Consider the following 20937-nt stretch of genomic DNA (forward strand, 5'->3'; position numbering starts at 1 on the left):
GGTGCGGTCGGAATAGTCTGTTGAGATTGCGGGCTGCACACCTTGCGCCGCCCTGCTATGTTGCGGCATGAGTTCGCTTGTCCCCAGTTCGGAACGCCTGAATCGAATTCTTGCTCTGTGGAATGACCTCAGGGCGGGGATGGAGATACCTCTGCGAAGCACGTTCTCGCCGCTGGACGTGCCGCCCAAGGATCTGCCTCATCTGATCCTGTTGGATGTATTCAACGCGGGGGCGGACTTCAGATACCGCCTGGTCGGAACCGGCGTCGTCAGCTTCGTCGGCCATGAATTCACCGGATTGAGCATCTCGAAATACCAGGACATGCATGAAGAACCGGAGATGATCGACCAGTATGTCGTCTCCGCGCGGGATCGCCGCCCGACGCTCTACAGCGGTTCCCTCAAACGTTTCGACAAGGAGCATGTGCTCTACGAACGTCTGGCCCTGCCCCTGCTGGGAGAGGGCGATGCGCCCGAGGTAACGCAGATCCTCGCCGCGTTCGAATTCCGCTATGCCAGCCGGGAATTTGACGGCGATCGAAGCACCGCCGTCTCCGACGCTCGCTGATCATCGCGCCGCCTGGGCTCACCGCGTCCGGGACAGGGGGCCGGAACGATCTGGTGCCCCCCCGTCACGCCTCCCGCATCTGCGCGAAAAAGGACGTGACGCTTTCGCTCAACACCTTGGAACGATCCCGCAGGTTTTCCGCCGTGGTATTGATTCCGGCCGAGGCGGAACTGGTCTCCTTGGCATCCTTCGACACCATGGCGATGTTCTCCGTCACTTCTGAGGTCGCCAGGGACGCCTGGTCGATGTTTCGGGCGATTTCACCGGTCGCCGCGGTCTGCTGTTCCACCGCGGCGGCGATGGATTCGCTGATCTGGCTCAAAGTATCGATCGCCGAACCGATATCGCGGACGGCGGAGACCGCGGCGGCGGCATCCCCCTGAACCACGGAGATCTGGGCCGAAATCCGCTCCGTCGCCTTCTGGGTTTGATTGGCGAGTTCCTTGACCTCATGCGCGACGACGGCGAAGCCCTTGCCCGCTTCGCCGGCGCGTGCGGATTCGATGGTCGCGTTCAGCGCCAGCAGATTCGTCCGCTCCGCGATTTCCTGAATCAACAGGGCCACGTCGCCGATTTCCTGGGTTGAATGGGCAAGCTTCTCGATCTGCGCCGTGCTCGCCTGAACCTTCTCGGCGGCGCTGATCGCGGATCGATGGGTTTCCGAGGCCTGCGAGGAAATCTCGCTGATCGCCGCGGAAAGCTCATCGGCGGCGGCGGAAACCGACTGAATATTCGCCGACATCTCTTCCGAGGCGGCGGCGACGGCGTCGGATTTCTTGTCCGTATCGTCGGCCAGATGGGACATCGACTCGGAGGACGTCTTCAACTGCGTCGCCCCGGTCGAGACATTCTCGACCACCTCCCGGATCACTGCATCGAACTCCGCGATGGCCTTTTCCCGCTGTTCCGCGCGGCGGGCCTTGGCCTCGGACTCCGCGATCCGCTCGGCGGTCAAACGGTCGGCCTCGCGCAGCCCGTCCTGGAAGGTCGAAACGGAACGCGCCATCGAGCCGATCTCGTCCGTCCGGTCGGTCCAGACGACCGTCTCCTCCCGCGATCCCTGTCCCATCCGGTCCATCACGGCGGCAAGGCCGACGACCGGGCGGGTGATGCCGCGGCCCAGGATCACGCCGGCGACGATGCCGGCCAGACTGCCGACGACCGCAATGACGATCATCAGCCACAGCCCCCGCACTTCGTGATCGAGTGCGCGGATCGTCGCGCCCTCGGTGAAGCGCTCAAGCTCGAGCAGCAGCGCCTGCAATTCCTTGTTCAGCGCCGCGCTTTCCTGCTCCACGGTCTCGACCATTTGCGTCGCCGTGGCCATGTCCCCGGCCGCGGCGGCCCGCATGACATCTTCCGCGTGGTCGTCGAACGTCTTATGGCTGACTTCGATCCGCTTCAAAACCTCGAGCACATGGTCGAATTCGGCCCGTGTCTCCGCATCGAAGGCATTATCAATGGCGTGTTCGGCGATGGCCTCGCCTTCCTTGATTTCCCGATCCACATCTTTCGCGAGTTCCAGGAATTCGCCCGCGGCCTTGTCCAGATCGACGCCTTGCTTGAGGCCGGCGGCGCGCAGTATTTTCTCCAGCAGGATGGTCTGCTGGGCCTGATGCAGAGTGATCGCCGAAACCTTTTCCAGCAGGGGTATGTCCTCATGCGCGATTTCGGACAATTCCGTGCCGACCTGCCGCATCTGGAACGCGCCGGTCATGGCGACGGCGCCGGCGGTCAAAAGAATTAATGAAACGATCATATAGATACGAACAGCGATCGACATTAAGGTAAGCCTCCCTATATTGGCCCCAACCCGACAATCCACTACCCCCAGTAAATTGTCGCAATAGGTGTAATACACCTAACGTAATGCACTTATTATTACTATAGCGTTAACGAATATATGCGCTGCAATACGATATCTGGCAGATTTCTGCCGGCTTTACGGGGTTTTCCCTGGATCTTTCCATCCCTGACATACGCTTGCCGTGATGCCGCGGCGCGGTCAGTATCTCGGCCACGAACCTAGATTCTGCCAGGGAGGCACAAACAGAATGCATAAGAAGTTCATGATCCTGAACGGCTCGAACCTGAACCTGTTGGGTGAGCGGGAACCGGAACATTACGGCTATACGACGCTCGCCGCGATCGAGCAGAGTTGCGTGGAATTCGGCGGCCTATTGGGCGTGGAGGTCGATTTCCGGCAGACCAATCATGAAGGCGTATTGATCGATTCGATCCATGAGGCGCGAAAGACCGCCGATGCCATCGTCATCAATCCGGCCGGGTTTTCCTTCAAATCCGTCTCGGTGATGGATGCGCTGAAGGCGTATGACGGTCTGAAATTCGAGGTCCATATCTCGAACATTCATGCCCGGGACATTCATCACCAGCACTCGATCCTGTCGCATGTGGTGACCGGCGTGATCTGCGGCCTCGGCCCCTACGGCTATATCGTCGGCATGCAGACGGCCGCCCAGAAACTGGGCCTGCTTCCGGACGGCCTGCCGGAAATCATCCGCACCGGTCCGCAATAGGGCGGTCCCTTAGGACAGGGCCGCCACCACGCGCTCGTTCGCCGGCACCGGGATAGCCCGCTCACGCGCCATCCGCAGGACGGCGCCGCTGAGCCAATCGAGTTCCAGCCGGTTCCCTGCGATCAGATCATGCGCCATCGAAGCGCGCATCTCGTAGGGAAGCCCCTCGGAGAAGGCGATCACCTGGGCAACCGTTTCCGGCGGCAGGTCGACCTTCAGGGCCTGTGACAGGGCGAAGGTCTCCCGCACCAGATCCTCGAACAGCACCCGTTGATCGGGATTTTCCAGGACCGCGCCGATCGGCTTGCCGGTGCTGGCGGTGGCACCGCTGAGCGCGACGAGGAAGATGAACTTGCGCCACAGTTCCGCCTTTATATCGGGGCTGTGGCTGTTCTCGATCCCCGCCTTGTCGAAGGCAGCGGCCAATGCATCCGCGCGTTCCGGCTGCGGCGCGCGGAGTTCCCCGAAGACGATGCGGGCAAACCCGCTGTGTTTCGCGATCACGCCCGGCTTCGCGATGGTGGCGGAAATCTGCGCCACGCCGCCGAAGACCCGGTCTTCCCCGTAGCGCGCGGCCAGGGCCGGTTCCGCGCCGATCCCGTTCTGCAGCGAGATCACCGTAGTTCCCGGGCCCACCATGGGCGCGATGGCTTCGACCGCCGCTTCAGTATCCCAAAGCTTCACCGCGACCAGGACGATGTCGCAGATCCCCGCCTCAGCCGGATCCTGCATCGCCACGACAGGCGCGGTGAAATTTCCGTCTGCCGCTTCGACCTGAAGTCCGTTTTCCCGAATGGCGTCCAAATGCGCGCCGCGCGCGATCATCGCCACATCGGCACCGCTGCGCGCGAGTGCCGCACCGAAATAACCACCGACGCCGCCGGCGCCGAATATGCCGAACCGCAAGCCTTGTCCCATCACGCTCCCCCGTAATACCGCTGTCCGGCCTGCACCTTAGTCCGGGCGATACAGGGCGGTCGACAGGTACTTCACGCCGGAATCGCACATTACGGTGACGACCGTGGCATCCGGCCCCAGGTCCCGGCCGACGGCGATGGCGGCGGCCAGATTCCCACCGGTCGAAGTGCCGGCAAAAATCCCCTCCACCCGCGCCAGGGTTCGGGCCGTTTCCATCGCCGTCTCGGTGGAGACGGTTTCGATCCGGTCGATCACCGATGGCTCCCACAGCGGCACGACGAAACCGGCGCCGACGCCTTCGATCCTGTGCACCCCGCTCGACCCGCCGGAGAGCACGGCGGATTCGCTGGGCTCGACCGCGACCGTCAGGATGTCGGGATTGTGCCGTTTCAACGCCTCCGCATTGCCGCGGGCCGAGGCGGCGGTGCCGGTCGACTGCACAAAGGCGTCGATGCGCCCGCCCGTCCCGGTCCAGATCTCATCGCCCATCCGGTGATAGGCGATCAGCTGATCGGCATTCTTCAGCTGATCCGTCCAGAAGGCGCCGGTCTCGTCGGTGATCCGCCGGGCGGCCTCGATCATCCGGTGCGTCAAGGCCGCGTCCATGCCGCCATTCTGGCTTTCAACAATGGTAAGTTCGGCGCCGAAGGAGGCCATGTGGTTTCGCTTCTCTGCACTGAACGCGTCGGAGGTGACGATGGAAAGCGGATACCCCTTCACCGCGCAGATCATCGCCAAGGAGACGCCGGTGCTGCCGCCGGTATATTCGACGACCCGGCCGCCGGGCTTCAGCCTGCCGTCCCGTTCCGCCGCCTCGATCATCGCCAGCGCCATCCGGTCCTTCATCGACCCGGTCGGGTTTTCGGATTCGATCTTCATCAGGATGCGGGCGCATCCCTCGGGCACGACGCGCTTCAGCTCGATCAGCGACGTATCGCCTATCCGGTCCAGGATGGAAGCATCGATGCCAATATCGGGTGCAGGGGCGTTCGTCATGGATTTATGCGTCTTCGGTCGTTATGGCAAAGCCGGTATCCGGCTTCGATGCGGCATGGATAGGCGGTTTATTTCCACACCGGAAGGCCGTATTTTCGCACCATGCCGGATCGAAATTCATCCATCCTCCTCGCCGACCGCTCCTCCATTGATTGGGACGCGTTGCGCATCGTCTCGGCGATCCACCGCGCCGGCAGTCTGCGCGGGGCCGCACGGCTGCTGGGCGTGAACCATGCCACGGTCACCCGGCGCCTGACCCAGTTGGAAGCGGCGTTGGCGGCACAGCTGTTCGACCGGCGGCCGGACGGTTATGTCCTGACCCAGGCCGGGGAGGACATCCTGGCCGTCGCGGAAAAGACCGAGGCCGACCTGCTGGCCGTCACGCGGCGCATCGGCGGGCGCGACGACGAACCCTACGGCACGATACGCCTGAACGTACCGCCGGCCATGCTGACCTCCTTCCTGCCGGCGATCCTGGCGGCTTTCGCCCGTGCCCATCCGGAGATCGAATTGGATGTCGACGCCGCCCACAGCTTCACGGACCTGGCGCGGCGGGAGGCGGATGTCTCCCTGCGGATGGATTCCGCAGTCACCGAGGATGTCGTCGCACGCAAACTGGCCGACTATGCCAAGGCGGTCTATGCCGCGCCCGATTTGGCGGCTGAGATCGGCAGGACCGGTCCCGACCCGGCCCGGCATTTCTGGATCGGCTGGGGCATGGACATGCCCTATCGCGGCTTCCCCGCCGGCACGCCCTTTCCGGACCTGCCCGTGCGCCACGCCCTGTTCTCGAATACGTTGCAGGTGGAGAGCGCCAAGGCCGGGATGGGCCTCGCCCTGCTGCCCTGTTTCCTGGGCGACCAGGAGCCGGGCCTGACCCGCGTTCCCGGCACCGGTCTGCTGCCGGGCAAGAGCCTGTGGCTGCTGTTCCACGGCGACCTGCGCCGCACCGCGCGGATCCGCGCCCTGGTCGACTTCCTGGTCCCGGCGATCAAGGCCCAAAAGTCATTGATCGAGGGCACCGCGCCCGCCGACACATGAACGTTTCTCTCGGAGGGATTGCCTAACCGGGGATGAAATGCGTCCAGCCCGCGGCCAGCAGGACGCCCGCCGACAAGGCCCAGAATACATTGCGCACGGTCACCATCACCGCCACGGCGGCGGCCGCCGCCACGACTTCCCGCAGGCCGGCCTTGGCCAGCATGGTCGCGACGATCGCGACGATCACCGATATGGCGAGGCCGTCGAGGAACCGGGTGACCCGAGGGGAGAGCGGCACGAAGGTCATCGCCACCGGTCCCAGCGCCCGGGTCGCATAGACAATCCCGGCGATCATTGGGACGATCAGCCAGACCGGAAGATGCTCGCCGTCGAAGGCGCCTCCCCAGGTCGTGATATCGAACAAAGAAGCAAGCTCAGACATCGCGGCGCATCACCGTCAATACGCCGCCGGTCAACGCGGCGGCGATCACGTTCCAGCCCGAGGGCAGCCAGGGCAAGGTGACGACCGCGACCAGCGCGGCGGCGGCGATCGGCAGGATCGGGCTACGCTTGCCCGCCTCCCCCGCGACCAGCGCCGCGAAGAAACAGACCATCACCACGTCGAAGCCGAAGACCGCGACATCGCCGATGACATTGCCGGCCAGTGTCCCGATGACCGTTCCGAGAACCCAAAGCGACCACAGCGACAGTCCCGCGCCCAACATGGTGCCCACATCCCGCTCCCCGGCCCGAAACTCCGGCTGACTCTTGGCGAAATTGGGGTCGCTCATCCAGGCCAGGGCCAGAAAACGTCGGCCCGCGGGAATGGCGTTGATCCAGGGGGCAAGCACCGCGCCCATCACCAGCATCCGGGCGCTCGCCGCGGTGACGACGAAGGCCAGCATCGCCCAGGGCACCGGTTCCCGCCAGAATTCCAGGGCGGCGAACTGCGCAACGCCGGAAAAGATGAACGCGCTCATCGCGATCGCCTCAACCGGCATGACACCCGCATCGGTCGCCGCCGTGCCGAAGGCAATGCCGTAGGGAATGGAAAACAGCGCCACCGCGAACATGCCGCGATAGCCGCGCCAGACGCCGTTCAGCGTCAGCGTCATCCTGTCTTGCGTTTGATCCGGGTTCTGAACCATGCGTCCTGATACGGCGCGCGCCCCGCCCCTGTCACGCCGTGACCGTCAAAACGGTCTTGTGACCCGTCCGTTCATAATCCCTCCCCTTCCGCCGGACATTAGGAAACCTTGCCTGGAAGGAGTAAAAGAGGGCATGACCGACACAAGCGCGGATATCGAAACGGTCAGCCAGATGACCGGCCATCCCGACGACATCACCGTCGGCGTGGTCATCGTCGCCTATGGCTCGGAAGATGTCCTGCCGCGCTGCCTCGAAAGCCTCGCGGCATCGACCCATGAGGAAATCAAGATCGCGGTCGTCGACAATGCCTCACCCGACAGCTCCGTCCTGGCGGTACGCCGCCATGCCGCGGCACGGGGATTGAGCCCCGGAAACGGCTTCGCCGAAATCCGCGCCTCCGAGATCCCCGACGGCAAGGGCAAGCCCGTGCCGGACCTCACCCTGATCCGCGCCGGGACCAATCTCGGCTTCGGCGCCGGCTGCAATCTCGGTCTGGACCTGTTGCGGCAGGACCCGGATATCGATCTGTTCTGGCTGTTGAACCCGGATACGGAGGTGCCGCCGGAGACCGCGTCCGTCTATGCCCTGAAGGCCGCCTCCGGGCCGGTCGGTCTGATGGGGGGCCGCGTGCTGTTCCACGCCCCGCCGAACCGAATCCAGTCCGACGGCGGCAGACTCAATCGCTGGACCGGCTTCTGCCGCAACGTCAATTTCGGCAAGGCACCGGAGGCAGCCGAACCGCCCGCTTCCCGGGATATCGATTTCCTGCTGGGCGCCAATCTCGTCGCCTCGCGCACCTTCCTGGACCGGGTCGGCCCGATGCGGGAGGACTATTTCCTGTATTACGAGGAAGTCGACTGGGCCCTGCGCCGCGGCGACCTGCCACTGGCCCTGGTGCCGGAGGCGTTCATCCTCCATCACGGCGGCACCGTTGCCGGAACCGGCTCTCTGACCGGCCGTGCCTCGCCGCTATCGAACTATTACAATTATCGGAACCGTATGCGTTTCATCGCCCGCCACAACCCGGCCGCCCTGCCGATCGCCTATGCGGTTTCGCTCTGGGCGGCTTTCGGCTTGCTACGCGCCGGCGCCCGGGAGGAGGCCGCGGCGGCGTTCCGGGGCCTGCACGCAATGCAGATTGACTGAGCAACCCGGCGCAAGACCCCTTACCGGATCACGACCCGGTTGCGTCCGGCCTTCTTCGCCTTGTACATCGCCTGGTCTGCGCGTTTCAGACAGGCGCTTATATCCGGCTCCTCCTCCGGCGGGCTGACGCAGACGCCGATACTGGCCGTCAAGTGCAGATCCGCGCCCTCGACTTCCGGGTCCATGCCGGCAATGGATTGCCGCAGCCGATCGAAGCTTTTCTGCGCCGCGTCCTTGTCCCGCACCAGGGTGACGAAGGCGAATTCCTCGCCCCCCATGCGGCCAAAGACATCCTCCGCCCGGCCGTGCGAGCGGATCCGCTCGGCGATGGCGACCAGCGCCTGGTCGCCGACATCGTGCCCATGGGTGTCGTTGACCTTCTTGAAATGATCGACATCCAGGATCGCTGTGGCGACATGGTGGCCGTAGCGTTTCGCATAGGCCAGTTGCCGCTGTGCCTGGTCCATGAAACAGCGCCGGTTCGGCAGTTTCGTCAGCTCGTCGAAATAGGCTCGTTTCTCCAGTTCGTAATTCGCCCGACGCAATGCGGCGGTCTTTTCCTCGACGATTTCCTCAAGTTTTGTTTTCAGCAGCTTCAGGTCGTCGTTGCGCCGCGCCAACAGGTCCGCCTGGAAAGTCGCCTGGGTGACGTCGCGCTCGATCGCCGCGAAATGCGTCACCTTGCCCAGCTTGTTGCGCAGCGGAAAGATGCTCAGGTCCAGCCAATAGGGATCGCCGTTCTTGCTGTAATTCAGAATGGTCTCGCGGATCGGCTCGTGGCGCTCCAATCCAACTCGAATCCGTTCCTTGGTCTCGTCGTCGGTGCCGCGCCCCTGCAGCATGCGCGGGGTCTCCCCGATCGCTTCCGCCGCGGTATAGCCGGTCAAATCCTCGAAGGCCTTGTTGACGAACACGATCTTCGGGCCGAACGGCGCGGCAGTCGTATCCGCGTCGGTCACCACCACGATATCGCGGGAATTCTCGATGATGTCCCGATAGGAAAACAGATGCCGCTGATCCGAAATATCGTTGAAGGTGACGACGACGAAACCGTCATGCGGGTCGTCCACATCCGTTCCCGGCTCCATATAGGCATTGACCAGATACCACAGGACTTCATCCGTACGTGGGTCGAACCGCCCGATCACGTGGTTGGTCAGGGGCTTACCCTCTTTCAGCACCATGTTCACCGGGTATTCCTCGACCTTCAGACGGTGATCGAACTCGTCGATGAAGAACCATTTCGGGTCATAGGCATCGGTGCCGATGATCTGGTTGTAGTTCAGGTCCAGCAGCTTCAGGGCGGTCGGATTGGCATAGGCAATCGAGGTGTCCATCCGGTGGATCACCACCGCCACATGGGCGTGTTCCAACAGGCTTTGCAGGTTCAATCGCTCGAAAGCGGGATATTCCATCATCCACCCTCCTAGTTCTGATTTCTCATGAAGCGGCAGGGGGAAACCGGTTCCATTTTTTTCAAAGTGTACGCTAATATTCTGTGGATTGTAAGGGCTTCCCGCGAAGGTGCGCCGCGGGCCGACGGGTGACGGCGGCGCCATCAACGCTGTTCGTATGGGGGACGGCTCTTTATGCTGATCGGAACTGAACATCGGCACTGAGCAGTGAGAGGCCCGCCATGACGCAGGAACGGGAAAACACCGGCGATTCCGCCGCAACGGAAACGATACCACGCACCATGATGGCCATCGTGACCACCGGCACCGGCGGTTACGACAAGCTGGTCTACAGCCAAGTCTCCACGCCGGAACCCGGCCCGGGCGAGGTCCTGCTGCGCGTTCTCGCGGCGGGGGTGAACAATACGGAAATCAATACGCGGCTCGGCTGGTATTCCTCGTCCGTCACCGAGGCCACGGACGGTGCGGCCGCCGCCCAGGACCGGGAGGAAACGGCGATCGCCGACGGCGGCTGGAACGCCGCCACGCCCTTCCCCTTCATCCAGGGCACCGATTGCTGCGGCCGGGTCGTGGCGGCGGGTTCAGGCGATGCCGCGGGCGGCGGCGTCGGTCCGTCCGCGCTGATCGCCCGGCGCGTGCTGGTTCGGGCCTGCATGCGGCCGAACGGCTACGGCGTGATGGACAATATCTGGATGGGTTCCGATTTCGACGGCGCCTTCGCGCAGTATGTGAAGGTCCCCGCGACGGAGGTCTTTCCCGTCGAGTGCGAATGGAGCGACGCGGAATTGGCGACCATACCCTGCGCCTATGGCACGGCGGAAAACATGCTGCACCGGGCCGGGGTCGGGGCCGGCGATCACGTGCTGGTCACCGGGGCCTCCGGCGGCGTCGGCTCCGCCACGGTGCAACTGGCCAAACGCCGCGGCGCGACGGTCACCGCCGTCGCCGGCACATCGAAAATGGAAAAGCTGCGCCGGATCGGCGCCGATCATGTCGTGGAACGCGGCGCCGATCTGATTGCCGCGCTGGGCAAGGAAAGCGTCAGCGTCGCAGTCGACAATGTCGCCGGCCCCGGCTTTCCCCAAATCCTGCAGCTATTGAAGCGCGGCGGCCGCTATGTCTCCTCCGGCGCGATCGCCGGCCCGGTCGTCTCGCTCGACATGCGCGACATGTACCTGAAGGACATCACCCTGATCGGTACCACCGCCTGGGACGAACCGGTCTTCCCCAACCTGATCTCCTATATCGAAAAAGGAGAGATCAAACCCCTGCTCGCGAAAACCTACCCGCTGCCCCAAATCGCGGAGGCCCAAAAGGACTTCCTGAAAAAAGACCATGTCGGGAATTTCGTGCTGGTGCCGGGGGGCTGAATATATTTGGACCGCATTTCCTAGCCAGCTACACTCACCGAGACGCGGATTGACCGAGCACCTCCGTTGCGGTTGGACCGCATTTCCTAGTCAGCTACACTTCAGTCCTATTCCGGTTCGAATTCGGCGGGTTGCGGTTGGACCGCATTTCCTAGTCAGCTACACTCTGAGACATCTTCGCCATCGGCTTCTTCGCGTTGCGGTTGGACCGCATTTCCTAGTCAGCTACACTGGAAGGCTGGATCGACGTACCGGGCGAGCCGTTGCGGTTGGACCGCATTTCCTAGTCAGCTACACTGCGTCCACCTCCTGGCCGTTCCCGTACCTCGTTGCGGTTGGACCGCATTTCCTAGTCAGCTACACTAACTGCTCTAGGTTCGCGTCGAACAAGGTTGTTGCGGTTGGACCGCATTTCCTAGTCAGCTACACTTCCGGCTGAACAAGGTGCCGGCCGAAACGCGTTGCGGTTGGACCGCATTTCCTAGTCAGCTACACTATCCAACGGCGCCACGAAGAACCGGACGCCGTTGCGGTTGGACCGCATTTCCTAGTCAGCTACACTTCAGGCTGTTGAAATTCAGCGTCATGGCGTGTTGCGGTTGGACCGCATTTCCTAGTCAGCTACACTGTCTTTAGCGGAATCACCGCCGCCTTCAAAGTTGCGGTTGGACCGCATTTCCTAGTCAGCTACACTCACCGCAATACGCTGAAGTGCTGTTGGACAGTTGCGGTTGGACCGCATTTCCTAGTCAGCTACACTTGTTTGGGTTGGTAAAGGAACAAAGAGCAGTTGCGGTTGGACCGCATTTCCTAGTCAGCTACACTAGTATGGAGACAAGGCCCAAGCCGCACGTTGTTGCGGTTGGACCGCATTTCCTAGTCAGCTACACTGAGATCCCGATCGGCGTCACGCCCGACACCGTTGCGGTTGGACCGCATTTCCTAGTCAGCTACACTGCTATCCAGAACCGCCTTTGCCATGTGCCAGTTGCGGTTGGACCGCATTTCCTAGTCAGCTACACTAAGCGTTGCGGAGATCGCGGGCAAAGCGGAGTTGCGGTTGGACCGCATTTCCTAGTCAGCTACACTTCGCGGTTTGTACGACCTTTTACCAGTTAAGTTGCGGTTGGACCGCATTTCCTAGTCAGCTACACTACGCAGCTTGGGCCGACGGCCAATCATCAAGTTGCGGTTGGACCGCATTTCCTAGTCAGCTACACTCGACGGCGGCGATCGGTGTTGGTTGGACTCGTTGCGGTTGGACCGCATTTCCTAGTCAGCTACACTTCCGACAACGAAGACACGGCGGCGCCGTTGGTTGCGGTTGGACCGCATTTCCTAGTCAGCTACACTACACCACGGGCACGGATGACGGGACCGGGAGTTGCGGTTGGACCGCATTTCCTAGTCAGCTACACTTGAAGCCAAGTGCTCCATGGGATTGACGACGTTGCGGTTGGACCGCATTTCCTAGTCAGCTACACTGGACGCCTTCTCTTACCTTCGCGACCGCCGTTGCGGTTGGACCGCATTTCCTAGTCAGCTACACTGTCGGGTACTATGTCATTGCCGGCGATACGTGTTGCGGTTGGACCGCATTTCCTAGTCAGCTACACTCACCCGCCCTGCCACAAGTGGGGGAAGATGGTTGCGGTTGGACCGCATTTCCTAGTCAGCTACACTGATACCCAGGGCTTGGATGCAAGTCATATCGTTGCGGTTGGACCGCATTTCCTAGTCAGCTACACTTGTTCTGAGCAGGATTCCCAAACGCATCTTGTTGCGGTTGGACCGCATTTCCTAGTCAGCTACACTCAAGACGTGCATCCTTCACATGGCCGACAAGTTGCGGTTGGACCGCATTTCCTAGTCAGCTACACTTGACGACCAATACGACGAGTTCATCTCGTTGTTGCGGTTGGACCGCATTTCCTAGTCAGCTACACTTGATGTCTTCGTCCCACTGCTCACCTAGACGTTGCGGTTGGACCGCATTTCCTAGTCAGCTACACTTGAGCAGGGAATATCGCTTTGATTTACAAGTGATATTCCCTGTTATCCACAGCACACAACTATTCGCCCAGCCGTCAGAATAAGACGAACTGCTGCGGATTTTTGGGGTTGGACTTATTCGATTTGCCCCGAAAACTGACGATGTTCTCATACTGTTTATCCGAAAATTGCAGGATATCGACTTTGCCGTTCGCTGGAACCTCGTCTTCAATCTTGCGGGTCAATGCGTCCACGGCTTCCTTGCCGGATGTATGCCGAACATAGACTGAAAATTGCGCCTGTTCGAATCCTTGATCGAGCAAGAAGTTTCGAAACCGAGTGTAGGCACGCCTTTCTTCCGGCTCGACCACCGGCAGATCGAAAAGAACCATCACCCACATGATACGATAACCGCTTAGATGCTTCACGCGGCTGCACCGGACAAAGGCAGAAGGCCGTTCGGCAAGTCCAGTTTCCGATCCTTGCCGGTGTAAATCATCGCTAAGGATACAGCCAAATGGTCGATGCAAGACTGTACCGGCCGCACGCCTTTCGGTCCGATAAGGTCGAGTGTCAGGACCGATGCAATGTCGGCCTTCAAATCCCTGTCCAGTTCCCCATCATGGCCATGTTTCGCGACCATCAGGTCCACATAGGGCCGAAATGGCTCCATCAAATCATCAGCAAGCCGAAGCGCGTCACCCCGGCTTTCATGATGGACGGATAGCGACGGATGAAGACCGGCGGCAAGGATCGACCGGGCGGTCGCCGCGCGCAACACGGTGTAGCCATAATTCAGCATTGCATTGCGGCCGCCGGCATCGCGTTCACGGCGAAAATCGTCCCCCATCAATTTGGGCCAGTATCGGCGCGCGGCCTGCGCCTCGACATTGTCCGGGTCACCGGATTTCAAGGATTTGGCCATCTGCGGAAGACGCTCGTCCTTTTGTCCAGAATATTCCAGAACCGTTGCCTGCGCCTTGATTTTGGCTTCCACCAAGTCACGCCAAAGCCGTTTTCTCAAAGGGCGTCCTGCCTCCGCCTGTGCCTGCATGCGGCGGCCTTGTTCAAAGTGCCCTTTGACAGGCCAAATCAACGCATCCGGCGACTGGTTTGCCCCACAGATCACCACCGGCAATCCTGCATCCGACAGACGCGAGCACAGATTTACCGACACCGTGGCCCCATAACCGCGAACGACAAGCGCGGACATGTCATCAACAGCAACTCGCCCCACTTCGTCTCCGGCCACAGAAACGCGCATGAACCCGCGATCCAGAGAAAGATGCGCGCCATCACGGACGACTTCCACCACGCGACCAATCACGACAGGTTGCCTTTGTGACGGATAACGCCCGACGGGCTTGAATGCACCGTCCGACCATTTCGCAACTGCAGGCTTGATGGTGATAACGTCAAATATTTGAAAGGGTCATTCTTGTCTGCGTCCCTCGCCTTGAGGCTTCCAGCTTCATGATGCGCCGCGAGTGTTATCTTTCCTGATGCCAACTTGACGATGCGCATTATCTGGCGCGCGCCGTCGTTCTCTAGCTCAAGCATGTCATTGACGCGCAGCCGCATAACAAGAGGCTCGCCGTCCGTCGAATACCTGTTGGCGGGATTGAACCCCTCCTGGTTCGCTTCGAAGCGAGAGATCACGCGCCCGGTCCACCTTCCCTTCTGATCGGTGAAGATGTCGTAGCAATAGTTCGCATCACCTTTATAGGCTTTGTATGCTTCACCGGCATCGTCGCGGATTGGGATAACATTCAGACGTTCGACAATGCGCACTCGGCGGACAGGCGGACGAAGCGACTCTCCCAGTTCCACGAGGACATTTCCGAGATCCTTGTCGGCGACAGAATGCGTATTCCGCAAAAAATAATCTCTAAGCACGTCGTCCCTGATACGTTCCAAATCCTTCCGTTTCTTGAAGCTGTCCAACGGCACGCGGTGCACGACATCACGCACGCCATTCGGCTCTGCTTTCGGGTCCAGTAGCCCATAGGCCGTATCATTGTGAAGCGCGCCCTGAACACCGTGGTCCGGCTTGTGTGAAACAACGATGTTGTCGACGCATGAGCGGACGTCGTCCCGGAAACCGGGCCATGGATCACCGAGGTTCGGGAGCAAACGAAAATGGTTCTCCGCCTCACGCCGACCGGAGAGTGTCGCCGCCTGCTGCAGCAGCCGACGATCAGTCAATGCGACAACCAGGGCATCAACCGCATGGTGACGGTGATCCAATCTGTTTTTCGACACGTTTCCGGTTTCTTCGGCGTTATGCCCGGGCAGAACACTATCCAGCCCGAGGGCCCATCGAAGGTCGGAAGTCAATTTGCCGGGCGTCACCCAAACGTCGGCCCCTGTCACATCCAGGTAGTCCTTCGCAACGCGTGCGATGTACTGTGTGTCGACAAGCTGACGCGCCAGGAAATCCCGGTCGCCATTTTCGTACCGTTCCATCGCATCCGGTGAAAAACGCCACCTCTTGTTTCCGGGAAGATTTTCAGACCGTGCCAATATCGCTGCCCAGTCGAAACCTTGCGGGCTGTGCGCAAATGCCTCATACGGCGATTGCCTTCCTTTGATGCGGTTCGCGGAACGCATCGAAACGGTCTTGTTTGCTGGGCTGTCGTCCAAGGTTCTCGAAAAAGGCAACAAGTGCTCGATTTCCACCTCATCCGAGAACAGACGCGCGATCGAAATCTGTTCCCCGGTGAAGACGCAGCGGCGATCCAACGGGTCGTCGCGATTCAATTCCTCCCACAACCGAAGACGAAGCCGGTTTGCATAGCTGTCCGCTATACCCTGTTTGGCCAAGATTTCACGGCGTTGGTCGTTCGTTTTCTGATTATCTTTCTGTTGCCGTTCCAGATCCCTTTGCCCTTGGCCCGAGAGCGGCAGTTGCCGTGCGACTTCGACAACGATTTGCGTCGGCCGACCGAACCGCCCGATTAAATCGTTCACGACATGTCGTAGCTGATTCAAGGCCACGTGGACCGTCGGGTTGGCAATCTTGCCGTAACGTTTTTCATCGCTGTCGCCGGGATCTCCCGAACCGAACGCGACATGTCGTTCCAGGACCTTGCCGTAGTACGGCAATCGTCCGGACGGGCTGGTCTCATTCTCGAATGCCGAATGACTGTCATAGCCGGCCCGGCGAACGGCTTCGTCATAGGCCACAACGTCAGCGGTGAGCTCCTTCAACAGCCGCTCTGAAACTTCGATACAGAAAGCACCATGACCTGAAGGCAACGAAGCCCGCGACACCGCTGTCGCCGTTTCCTCCGAGAGGCCGTGTTCTTGTCGCAACCAGCGGATTAAGACCGCTTCGTCCTCCTGGTTCAACAGCCGATGCACAACTGCATTTTGAACGTCGAGAGACAGATCATCCCAACCCTTGCCCCAAAACTTGTTGCTGCGAATTTTCGCTGCCGTCAGGTCACCGTCGAGATGCTTTCTCCGCTCGCTTTCAAAATTGAACCGGGCATTCTTCGGCAATTTCAGCCAGCTGCGCATCTTTTCGAATTCGCATTTCGACTGCTTCAACGCCTTGGCAGCCAACACATCCCGTTCTTCTTTCGTGATCTTGCGCCAAGGCGCACCCGGCATCTGTATTTCCAGATGGTTGAGATCCTGGAAAATTCGTAAATGCTGAACACTCGGAAGGGCTCGCGGCGCACGTTCCTTGGTCGGCTCCAGACGGCACTTGCCGACGGGCTGGGCCTTCAGGGGCCATTGCCAGCTTAATGTCTCACGAAGCGTATTATACGCATCGTCCGTTAGTAGTTCTTCGTGCCACTCCTTTTGGGCCTTCCACAGCAGATCAAATTCGTCCAGGATCATGTCGCGGGTTGGGTAAAAGTAGTAGTGGGCCTTCGCGCCGGTGCCCCGCAATCGCGTTCGTACCTGGGGTGACGGAACCCGCTCTCCTTTCCGCCGACATTCGTTCTCGGCGACGACTTCCAATCTGGACCTGCCCAGCCATTCGCCGAGCGTGCGCGCACCGGCCTCTTCCAGTAACTCCCTGGTTCGGCGTGCCGCATCCCGAATCTTGCCGTTGTCCTCGTCGCCACCATCCGTCTTGCGGTTCGACTTGAACCCTCGGCGTTTCAAATGGAACAAGGCTCTACCGATCTCGAACGGCTCAAGGCGCTCATCCAGGGCTTTTGTCCTCAGGATATATGGATCTTTAGCTTCCAGCGTCGCGCGTAATGCCTGCTCCTCCTTCGTTGGCGGACAGGATTGAATGGGCATCAGCCCGAATTCCTGAAGTTCCCGAAGGTAGCGCGCGTTGCGGTTCTTGGCACGGTCACGGGTTCGCCTCATACCCCGCGGCACACGCCGCTTGGCGGCCAAGGACTGTTTGTCTTTCGGGTTCCTACCATCGGAAAAAATACGAACACCAAGATCCAGGAGTCCGCTGACCCGTTTCTCCCGATCCAACGTGAGCGCCGCAACCCCTATTGAATTCGTGCCCAAGTCAATGCCGAGCCGCCATGTGTTCATGGGAAATTCTCCGTCCCCTTCTTATGACCCCTTCTGATGCCAAGAAAGCCTTGTATCATGGCAAATGATACCGCATATTATTACCCTGAGTAGTAGCTGACTCGGAAATGCGGTCTTTCCGTTAACAAGGTTTAAGACCACAAAATGCGAAAGGCGGACCCAGGGTCCGCCTTTCGTTTATCCGGGATGGGCTCAGGTCCCCCCTACCTCAAAAACTCCACCTCCACGAAGGCGCATTCAAAATCGTTGCCGTTGATGACGTCGTGTTCCACGCCGACCTCGCGGAAATAGGGGACGCCGTTCTGCAGCTGGGCGGTGGTGCGGCTGCCGTCGGGCAGGTCGATTTCCAGCACGCCGTCGAACAGGGGCACCACGACGTAATCGTATTCGTGCCGGTGCCAGCCGGTATTGTCGCCCTTCCGCTTGAACCGCCATTCGGTGACACGGGTGCGGTCGTTGTCGATGAAGACGGTGGGTTGGGCGGTGCCGGGTTTCGCGTCGCCGGTTTTGTCGTCGCTGCACATGGTCTGTCATCTCCGTCGCGTTTGGATGGGCCGTTATTCTGGATGGCCAATGTTCTGGTTGAAAGGGGTATCGACGCCCAGACTAGCGCGCCGCACGCGCCGGACGTATCGCCAATCGCGGGCGTCCGGGCGGGGCCAATTGCGCAGCCGGTCAATCCAGGCAACCGCTTCGTGAGGAATTCTGTTGCCCCCGGGGGGCGCCGGCGCGGATAGTCTGGCCCCTCGACCGGGCTGCGGCTATCGTGCGGTTTCGGTCGTCCGGGTCACCGGGTCGGTTCTCATCTGTGGCGCATTATTCTTGTTCTGGCGCTTTATTCTTGGGGGTTTTCACCATGGCTGCTGCCTTGCCGTCGCAAGCGGATGTCGTCATCGTCGGCGGGGGAATCGCCGGCTGTTCCATCGCCTATCACCTGACCAAGATCGGCATCAACGACGTGGTCCTGCTGGAGCGCAAGCAGCTGACCAGCGGCACCACCTGGCACGCGGCCGGGCTGATGGGGCAGCTGCGCGCGAACCGGAACATGACCGAACTGGCCCGCTACACGACGGAGCTGATGTTCGACCTGGAAAAGGAAACCGGGCAGTCGACCGGCTTCAAGCAGAACGGATCGCTGAGCACGGCGCTGTCCGAGGCCCGGCTCGAGGAATTGAAGCGCGGCGCCTCCATGGCGATGAGTTTCGGGCTGGAATGCCGGGTGCTGACCGCCGATGAGTTGAAGGAGATGCATCCGCTGCTGAATACCGAGGGCGTGGTCGGCGGCGTGCATCTGCCGGGGGACGGCCAGACCAACCCGATCGACACCACCCAGGCCTTCGCCAAGGGCGCGCGGATGGGCGGCGCCAAGATCTTCGAGGAAACCCGGGTCGACCGCATCCTGGTGGAGAACGGCCGCGCCGTGGGCGTGGCGATCACCAAAGGCGGCGAACAGACGGAGATCCGCGCCGGCACCTTGGTGATCGCCGGCGGCATGTGGTCGCGCGCGCTGGGCGGGATGGTCGGCGTCAACGTGCCGCTGCACGCGGCCGAGCATTTCTACATCGTCACCGAACCGCTCAAGGACCTGCCGGGCGACCTGCCGGTGCTGCGGGTGACGGACGAGCATGCCTATTACAAGGAGGATGCGGGCAAGATCCTGCTCGGCTGTTTCGAGCCGGTTGCCAAACCCTGGGGCATGGAGGGGATCGCGGACGACCACGCCTTCGAGACCCTGCCGGAGGATTTCGACCATTTCGAACCGATCCTGGAAATGGCGATGAACCGGCTGCCGATCCTGCAGGAGGCGGGGATCGCGCTGTTCTTCAACGGGCCGGAAAGCTTCACGCCGGACGACCGCTATATCCTGGGTGAGGCGCCGGAGGTGAAGGACCTGTTCCTGGCCTGCGGCTTCAACTCCATCGGCATCCAGTCCTCCGGCGGGGTCGGCAAGGTGCTGGCCGACTGGATCCGCGACCGGCATCCGCCGATGGATCTGATCGATGTCGACTGCCGGCGGATGATGCCGTTCCAATCGAACCGGAACTATCTGCGCGACCGCACGGTGGAAACGCTGGGCCTGCTCTATGCCATGCACTGGCCGGCCTATCAGCCCACCACCGCGCGCGGGGCGCGGCGCACGCCGCTGCACGACAAGATGCTGGCCGCCGGCGCGGCAATGGGCGAGACGGCGGGCTGGGAACGGCCGATGTTCTTCGCCGAAACCGCGGCGGAGCGGGAATTCGGCTACAGCTATGGCCGGCCCTCCTGGTTCGATGCGGTCGGGCGGGAATGCCGCGGCATGGCCGAGGGCGTCGGGCTGTTCGACCAGTCCTCCTTCCCGAAATTCCTGGTCGAGGGGCGGGACGCCTGCACCGTGCTGAACCGGATCTCCGCCAATGAGGTGGATGTGGAAGCGGGCCGCACGGTCTATACCCAATGGCTGAACGAACGCGGCGGGATCGAGGCGGACCTGACCGTCACGCGCCTGTCGGAAACGCGGTTCTGGGTCGTCACCGCCGGCGGCGCGCAGACCCGCGACATGGCCTGGCTGAAGGCGCATATCCCGAGCGATGCCCATTGCGTCGCGGTCGACATCACCAGCGGGTTGCCGATGATCGGACTGATGGGCGCGCAGAGCCGGGCGCTGCTGGAAAAGATCAGCGGGGCGGATCTGTCGAACGGGGCCTTCCCCTTCGGCGCCTCCCGGGAACTGGAAATCGGCTATGCCAAAGTGCGCGCCAACCGTTTGACCTATGTCGGCGAATTGGGCTGGGAGATCTATATTCCCGGCGAATTCGCGCAGAATGTCTACGAGGCGATTTTGGACGCGGGCGGCGATTTCGGCCTGACCCATTGCGGCTATTTCGCCATGGGCGCCTGCCGGACGGAAAAAGGCTATCGCCATTGGGGGCACGATATCGGCGACGAGGATTCTCCGCTGCAGGCCGGATTGGGCTTCGCGGTGGCCTGGGAAAAGCCCGGCGGCTTCATCGGCCGCGACGCGCTTCTGGCTGAGCGCGAGGAACGCGACCGCAAGGGGGCGCTCGACCGGCGGCTGGTGCAAATCATGATACGGGAACAGGGCGAATCCGCGCCGATGCTGTATCATGAAGAACCGCTATTGCGGGATGGTGAGGTTGTCGGTTCGGTGACGTCCGGCGCCTGGGGGCATCGCCTCAATGACGGTGCGGGGGCCTCGATCGGCATGGGCTATGTGAAGAATGCCGACGGCGTCACCGCGGATTGGATTTCGAGCGGCAACTGGGAGGTCGAGGTGGCCTGGAAACGCTATCCGATCGACCTGCAGTTCAAGCCCTGGTACGACCCGAAATCGGAGCGTGTAAAAGCCTGAC

Annotated in this window: 15 protein-coding genes, 1 pseudogene and 1 CRISPR repeat array; of the genes and pseudogenes, 6 read left to right on the forward strand and 10 right to left on the reverse strand. The window is 61.3% G+C overall.

The features are described 5' to 3' along the window. Positions 1–67: 67 nt before the first annotated feature. On the forward strand, positions 68–568 hold the full coding sequence (locus ACQK2G_RS16740; RefSeq protein WP_425406179.1) for a PAS domain-containing protein: 501 nt from the start codon (positions 68–70) through the stop codon (positions 566–568). A 64-nt stretch (positions 569–632) separates the two neighbouring features. Here the strand turns inward: ACQK2G_RS16740 and ACQK2G_RS16745 are convergent, their stop codons facing one another. Next, complete coding sequence (locus ACQK2G_RS16745; protein ID WP_425406180.1) at positions 633–2351, reverse strand: methyl-accepting chemotaxis protein; 1719 nt, start codon at positions 2349–2351, stop codon at positions 633–635. Positions 2352–2622: 271 nt separating this feature from the next. Here ACQK2G_RS16745 and ACQK2G_RS16750 point away from each other — a divergent pair, with 271 nt between their 5' ends. Next, entirely contained in the window at positions 2623–3105 is a 483-nt protein-coding gene (locus tag ACQK2G_RS16750; protein ID WP_425406181.1) for a type II 3-dehydroquinate dehydratase, read from the forward strand. 9 nt (positions 3106–3114) lie between these two features. Here the strand turns inward: ACQK2G_RS16750 and ACQK2G_RS16755 are convergent, their stop codons facing one another. Further along, positions 3115–4023 (reverse strand): ketopantoate reductase family protein, encoded by a 909-nt coding sequence (locus ACQK2G_RS16755; protein WP_425406182.1) that lies wholly within the window; start codon positions 4021–4023, stop codon positions 3115–3117. A 36-nt stretch (positions 4024–4059) separates the two neighbouring features. Further along, a complete protein-coding gene (locus tag ACQK2G_RS16760; RefSeq protein ID WP_425406183.1) occupies positions 4060–5019 on the reverse strand; it encodes a PLP-dependent cysteine synthase family protein in 960 nt (319 codons plus the stop codon). A 102-nt stretch (positions 5020–5121) separates the two neighbouring features. Between ACQK2G_RS16760 and ACQK2G_RS16765 the strand changes: the two genes are divergently transcribed. Beyond that, positions 5122–6060, forward strand: a complete 939-nt coding sequence (locus ACQK2G_RS16765; RefSeq protein ID WP_425406184.1) for a LysR family transcriptional regulator — start codon at positions 5122–5124, stop codon at positions 6058–6060. Between the two features lie 22 nt (positions 6061–6082). Here ACQK2G_RS16765 and ACQK2G_RS16770 read toward each other — a convergent pair whose 3' ends face one another. Further along, positions 6083–6442, reverse strand: coding sequence for an AzlD family protein (locus ACQK2G_RS16770; protein ID WP_425406185.1), 360 nt, complete (start codon positions 6440–6442; stop codon positions 6083–6085). Then, positions 6435–7115 carry an AzlC family ABC transporter permease gene (locus ACQK2G_RS16775; RefSeq protein ID WP_425406186.1) on the reverse strand — a complete coding sequence of 227 codons (681 nt, stop codon included), beginning with the start codon at positions 7113–7115 and terminating at the stop codon, positions 6435–6437. Before ACQK2G_RS16775 ends, ACQK2G_RS16770 begins: the two co-directional genes overlap by 8 nt. A gap of 166 nt (positions 7116–7281) precedes the next feature. On the opposite strand from ACQK2G_RS16775, the gene ACQK2G_RS16780 reads away from it, so the two are divergent. Then, a complete protein-coding gene (locus ACQK2G_RS16780; protein ID WP_425406187.1) occupies positions 7282–8295 on the forward strand; it encodes a glycosyltransferase family 2 protein in 1014 nt (337 codons plus the stop codon). 20 nt (positions 8296–8315) lie between these two features. On the opposite strand, the gene ACQK2G_RS16785 is transcribed toward ACQK2G_RS16780, so the two are convergent. Further along, the gene (locus tag ACQK2G_RS16785) at positions 8316–9713 is read right to left on the reverse strand and encodes a diguanylate cyclase (protein WP_425406188.1); all 1398 of its coding nucleotides are present in this window, start codon (positions 9711–9713) and stop codon (positions 8316–8318) included. A gap of 281 nt (positions 9714–9994) precedes the next feature. Between ACQK2G_RS16785 and ACQK2G_RS16790 the strand changes: the two are divergent. After that, a pseudogene (locus ACQK2G_RS16790) lies at positions 9995–11005 on the forward strand (zinc-binding dehydrogenase); the annotation flags it as partial. A 74-nt stretch (positions 11006–11079) separates the two neighbouring features. Then, positions 11080–13093: direct repeats of the CRISPR family, unit length 36 nt; unit sequence GTTGCGGTTGGACCGCATTTCCTAGTCAGCTACACT. Between the two features lie 74 nt (positions 13094–13167). Here ACQK2G_RS16790 and cas2 read toward each other — a convergent pair. The 4 genes from cas2 to ACQK2G_RS16810 form a co-directional block, all read right to left on the reverse strand. Beyond that, entirely contained in the window at positions 13168–13500 is a 333-nt protein-coding gene (gene cas2 / locus ACQK2G_RS16795; RefSeq protein WP_425406189.1) for a CRISPR-associated endonuclease Cas2, read from the reverse strand. Next, positions 13497–14399, reverse strand: a complete 903-nt coding sequence (gene cas1, locus ACQK2G_RS16800; RefSeq protein ID WP_425406190.1) for a type II CRISPR-associated endonuclease Cas1 — start codon at positions 14397–14399, stop codon at positions 13497–13499. Before cas1 ends, cas2 begins: the two co-directional genes overlap by 4 nt. Beyond that, positions 14396–17584 carry a type II CRISPR RNA-guided endonuclease Cas9 gene (gene cas9 / locus ACQK2G_RS16805; RefSeq protein ID WP_425406191.1) on the reverse strand — a complete coding sequence of 1063 codons (3189 nt, stop codon included), beginning with the start codon at positions 17582–17584 and terminating at the stop codon, positions 14396–14398. Before cas9 ends, cas1 begins: the two co-directional genes overlap by 4 nt. A 203-nt stretch (positions 17585–17787) precedes the next feature. Continuing rightward, on the reverse strand, positions 17788–18108 hold the full coding sequence (locus tag ACQK2G_RS16810; protein ID WP_425406192.1) for a cupin domain-containing protein: 321 nt from the start codon (positions 18106–18108) through the stop codon (positions 17788–17790). 332 nt (positions 18109–18440) lie between these two features. On the opposite strand from ACQK2G_RS16810, the gene ACQK2G_RS16815 reads away from it, so the two are divergent. Then, entirely contained in the window at positions 18441–20936 is a 2496-nt protein-coding gene (locus tag ACQK2G_RS16815; protein WP_425406193.1) for a GcvT family protein, read from the forward strand. The last annotated feature ends 1 nt before the right edge of the window (position 20937 follow it).

Origin of the sequence: Hwanghaeella sp. (assembly GCF_965227365.1) — a bacterium.
Taxonomy (GTDB): Bacteria; Pseudomonadota; Alphaproteobacteria; order UBA8366; family Aestuariispiraceae; genus Hwanghaeella.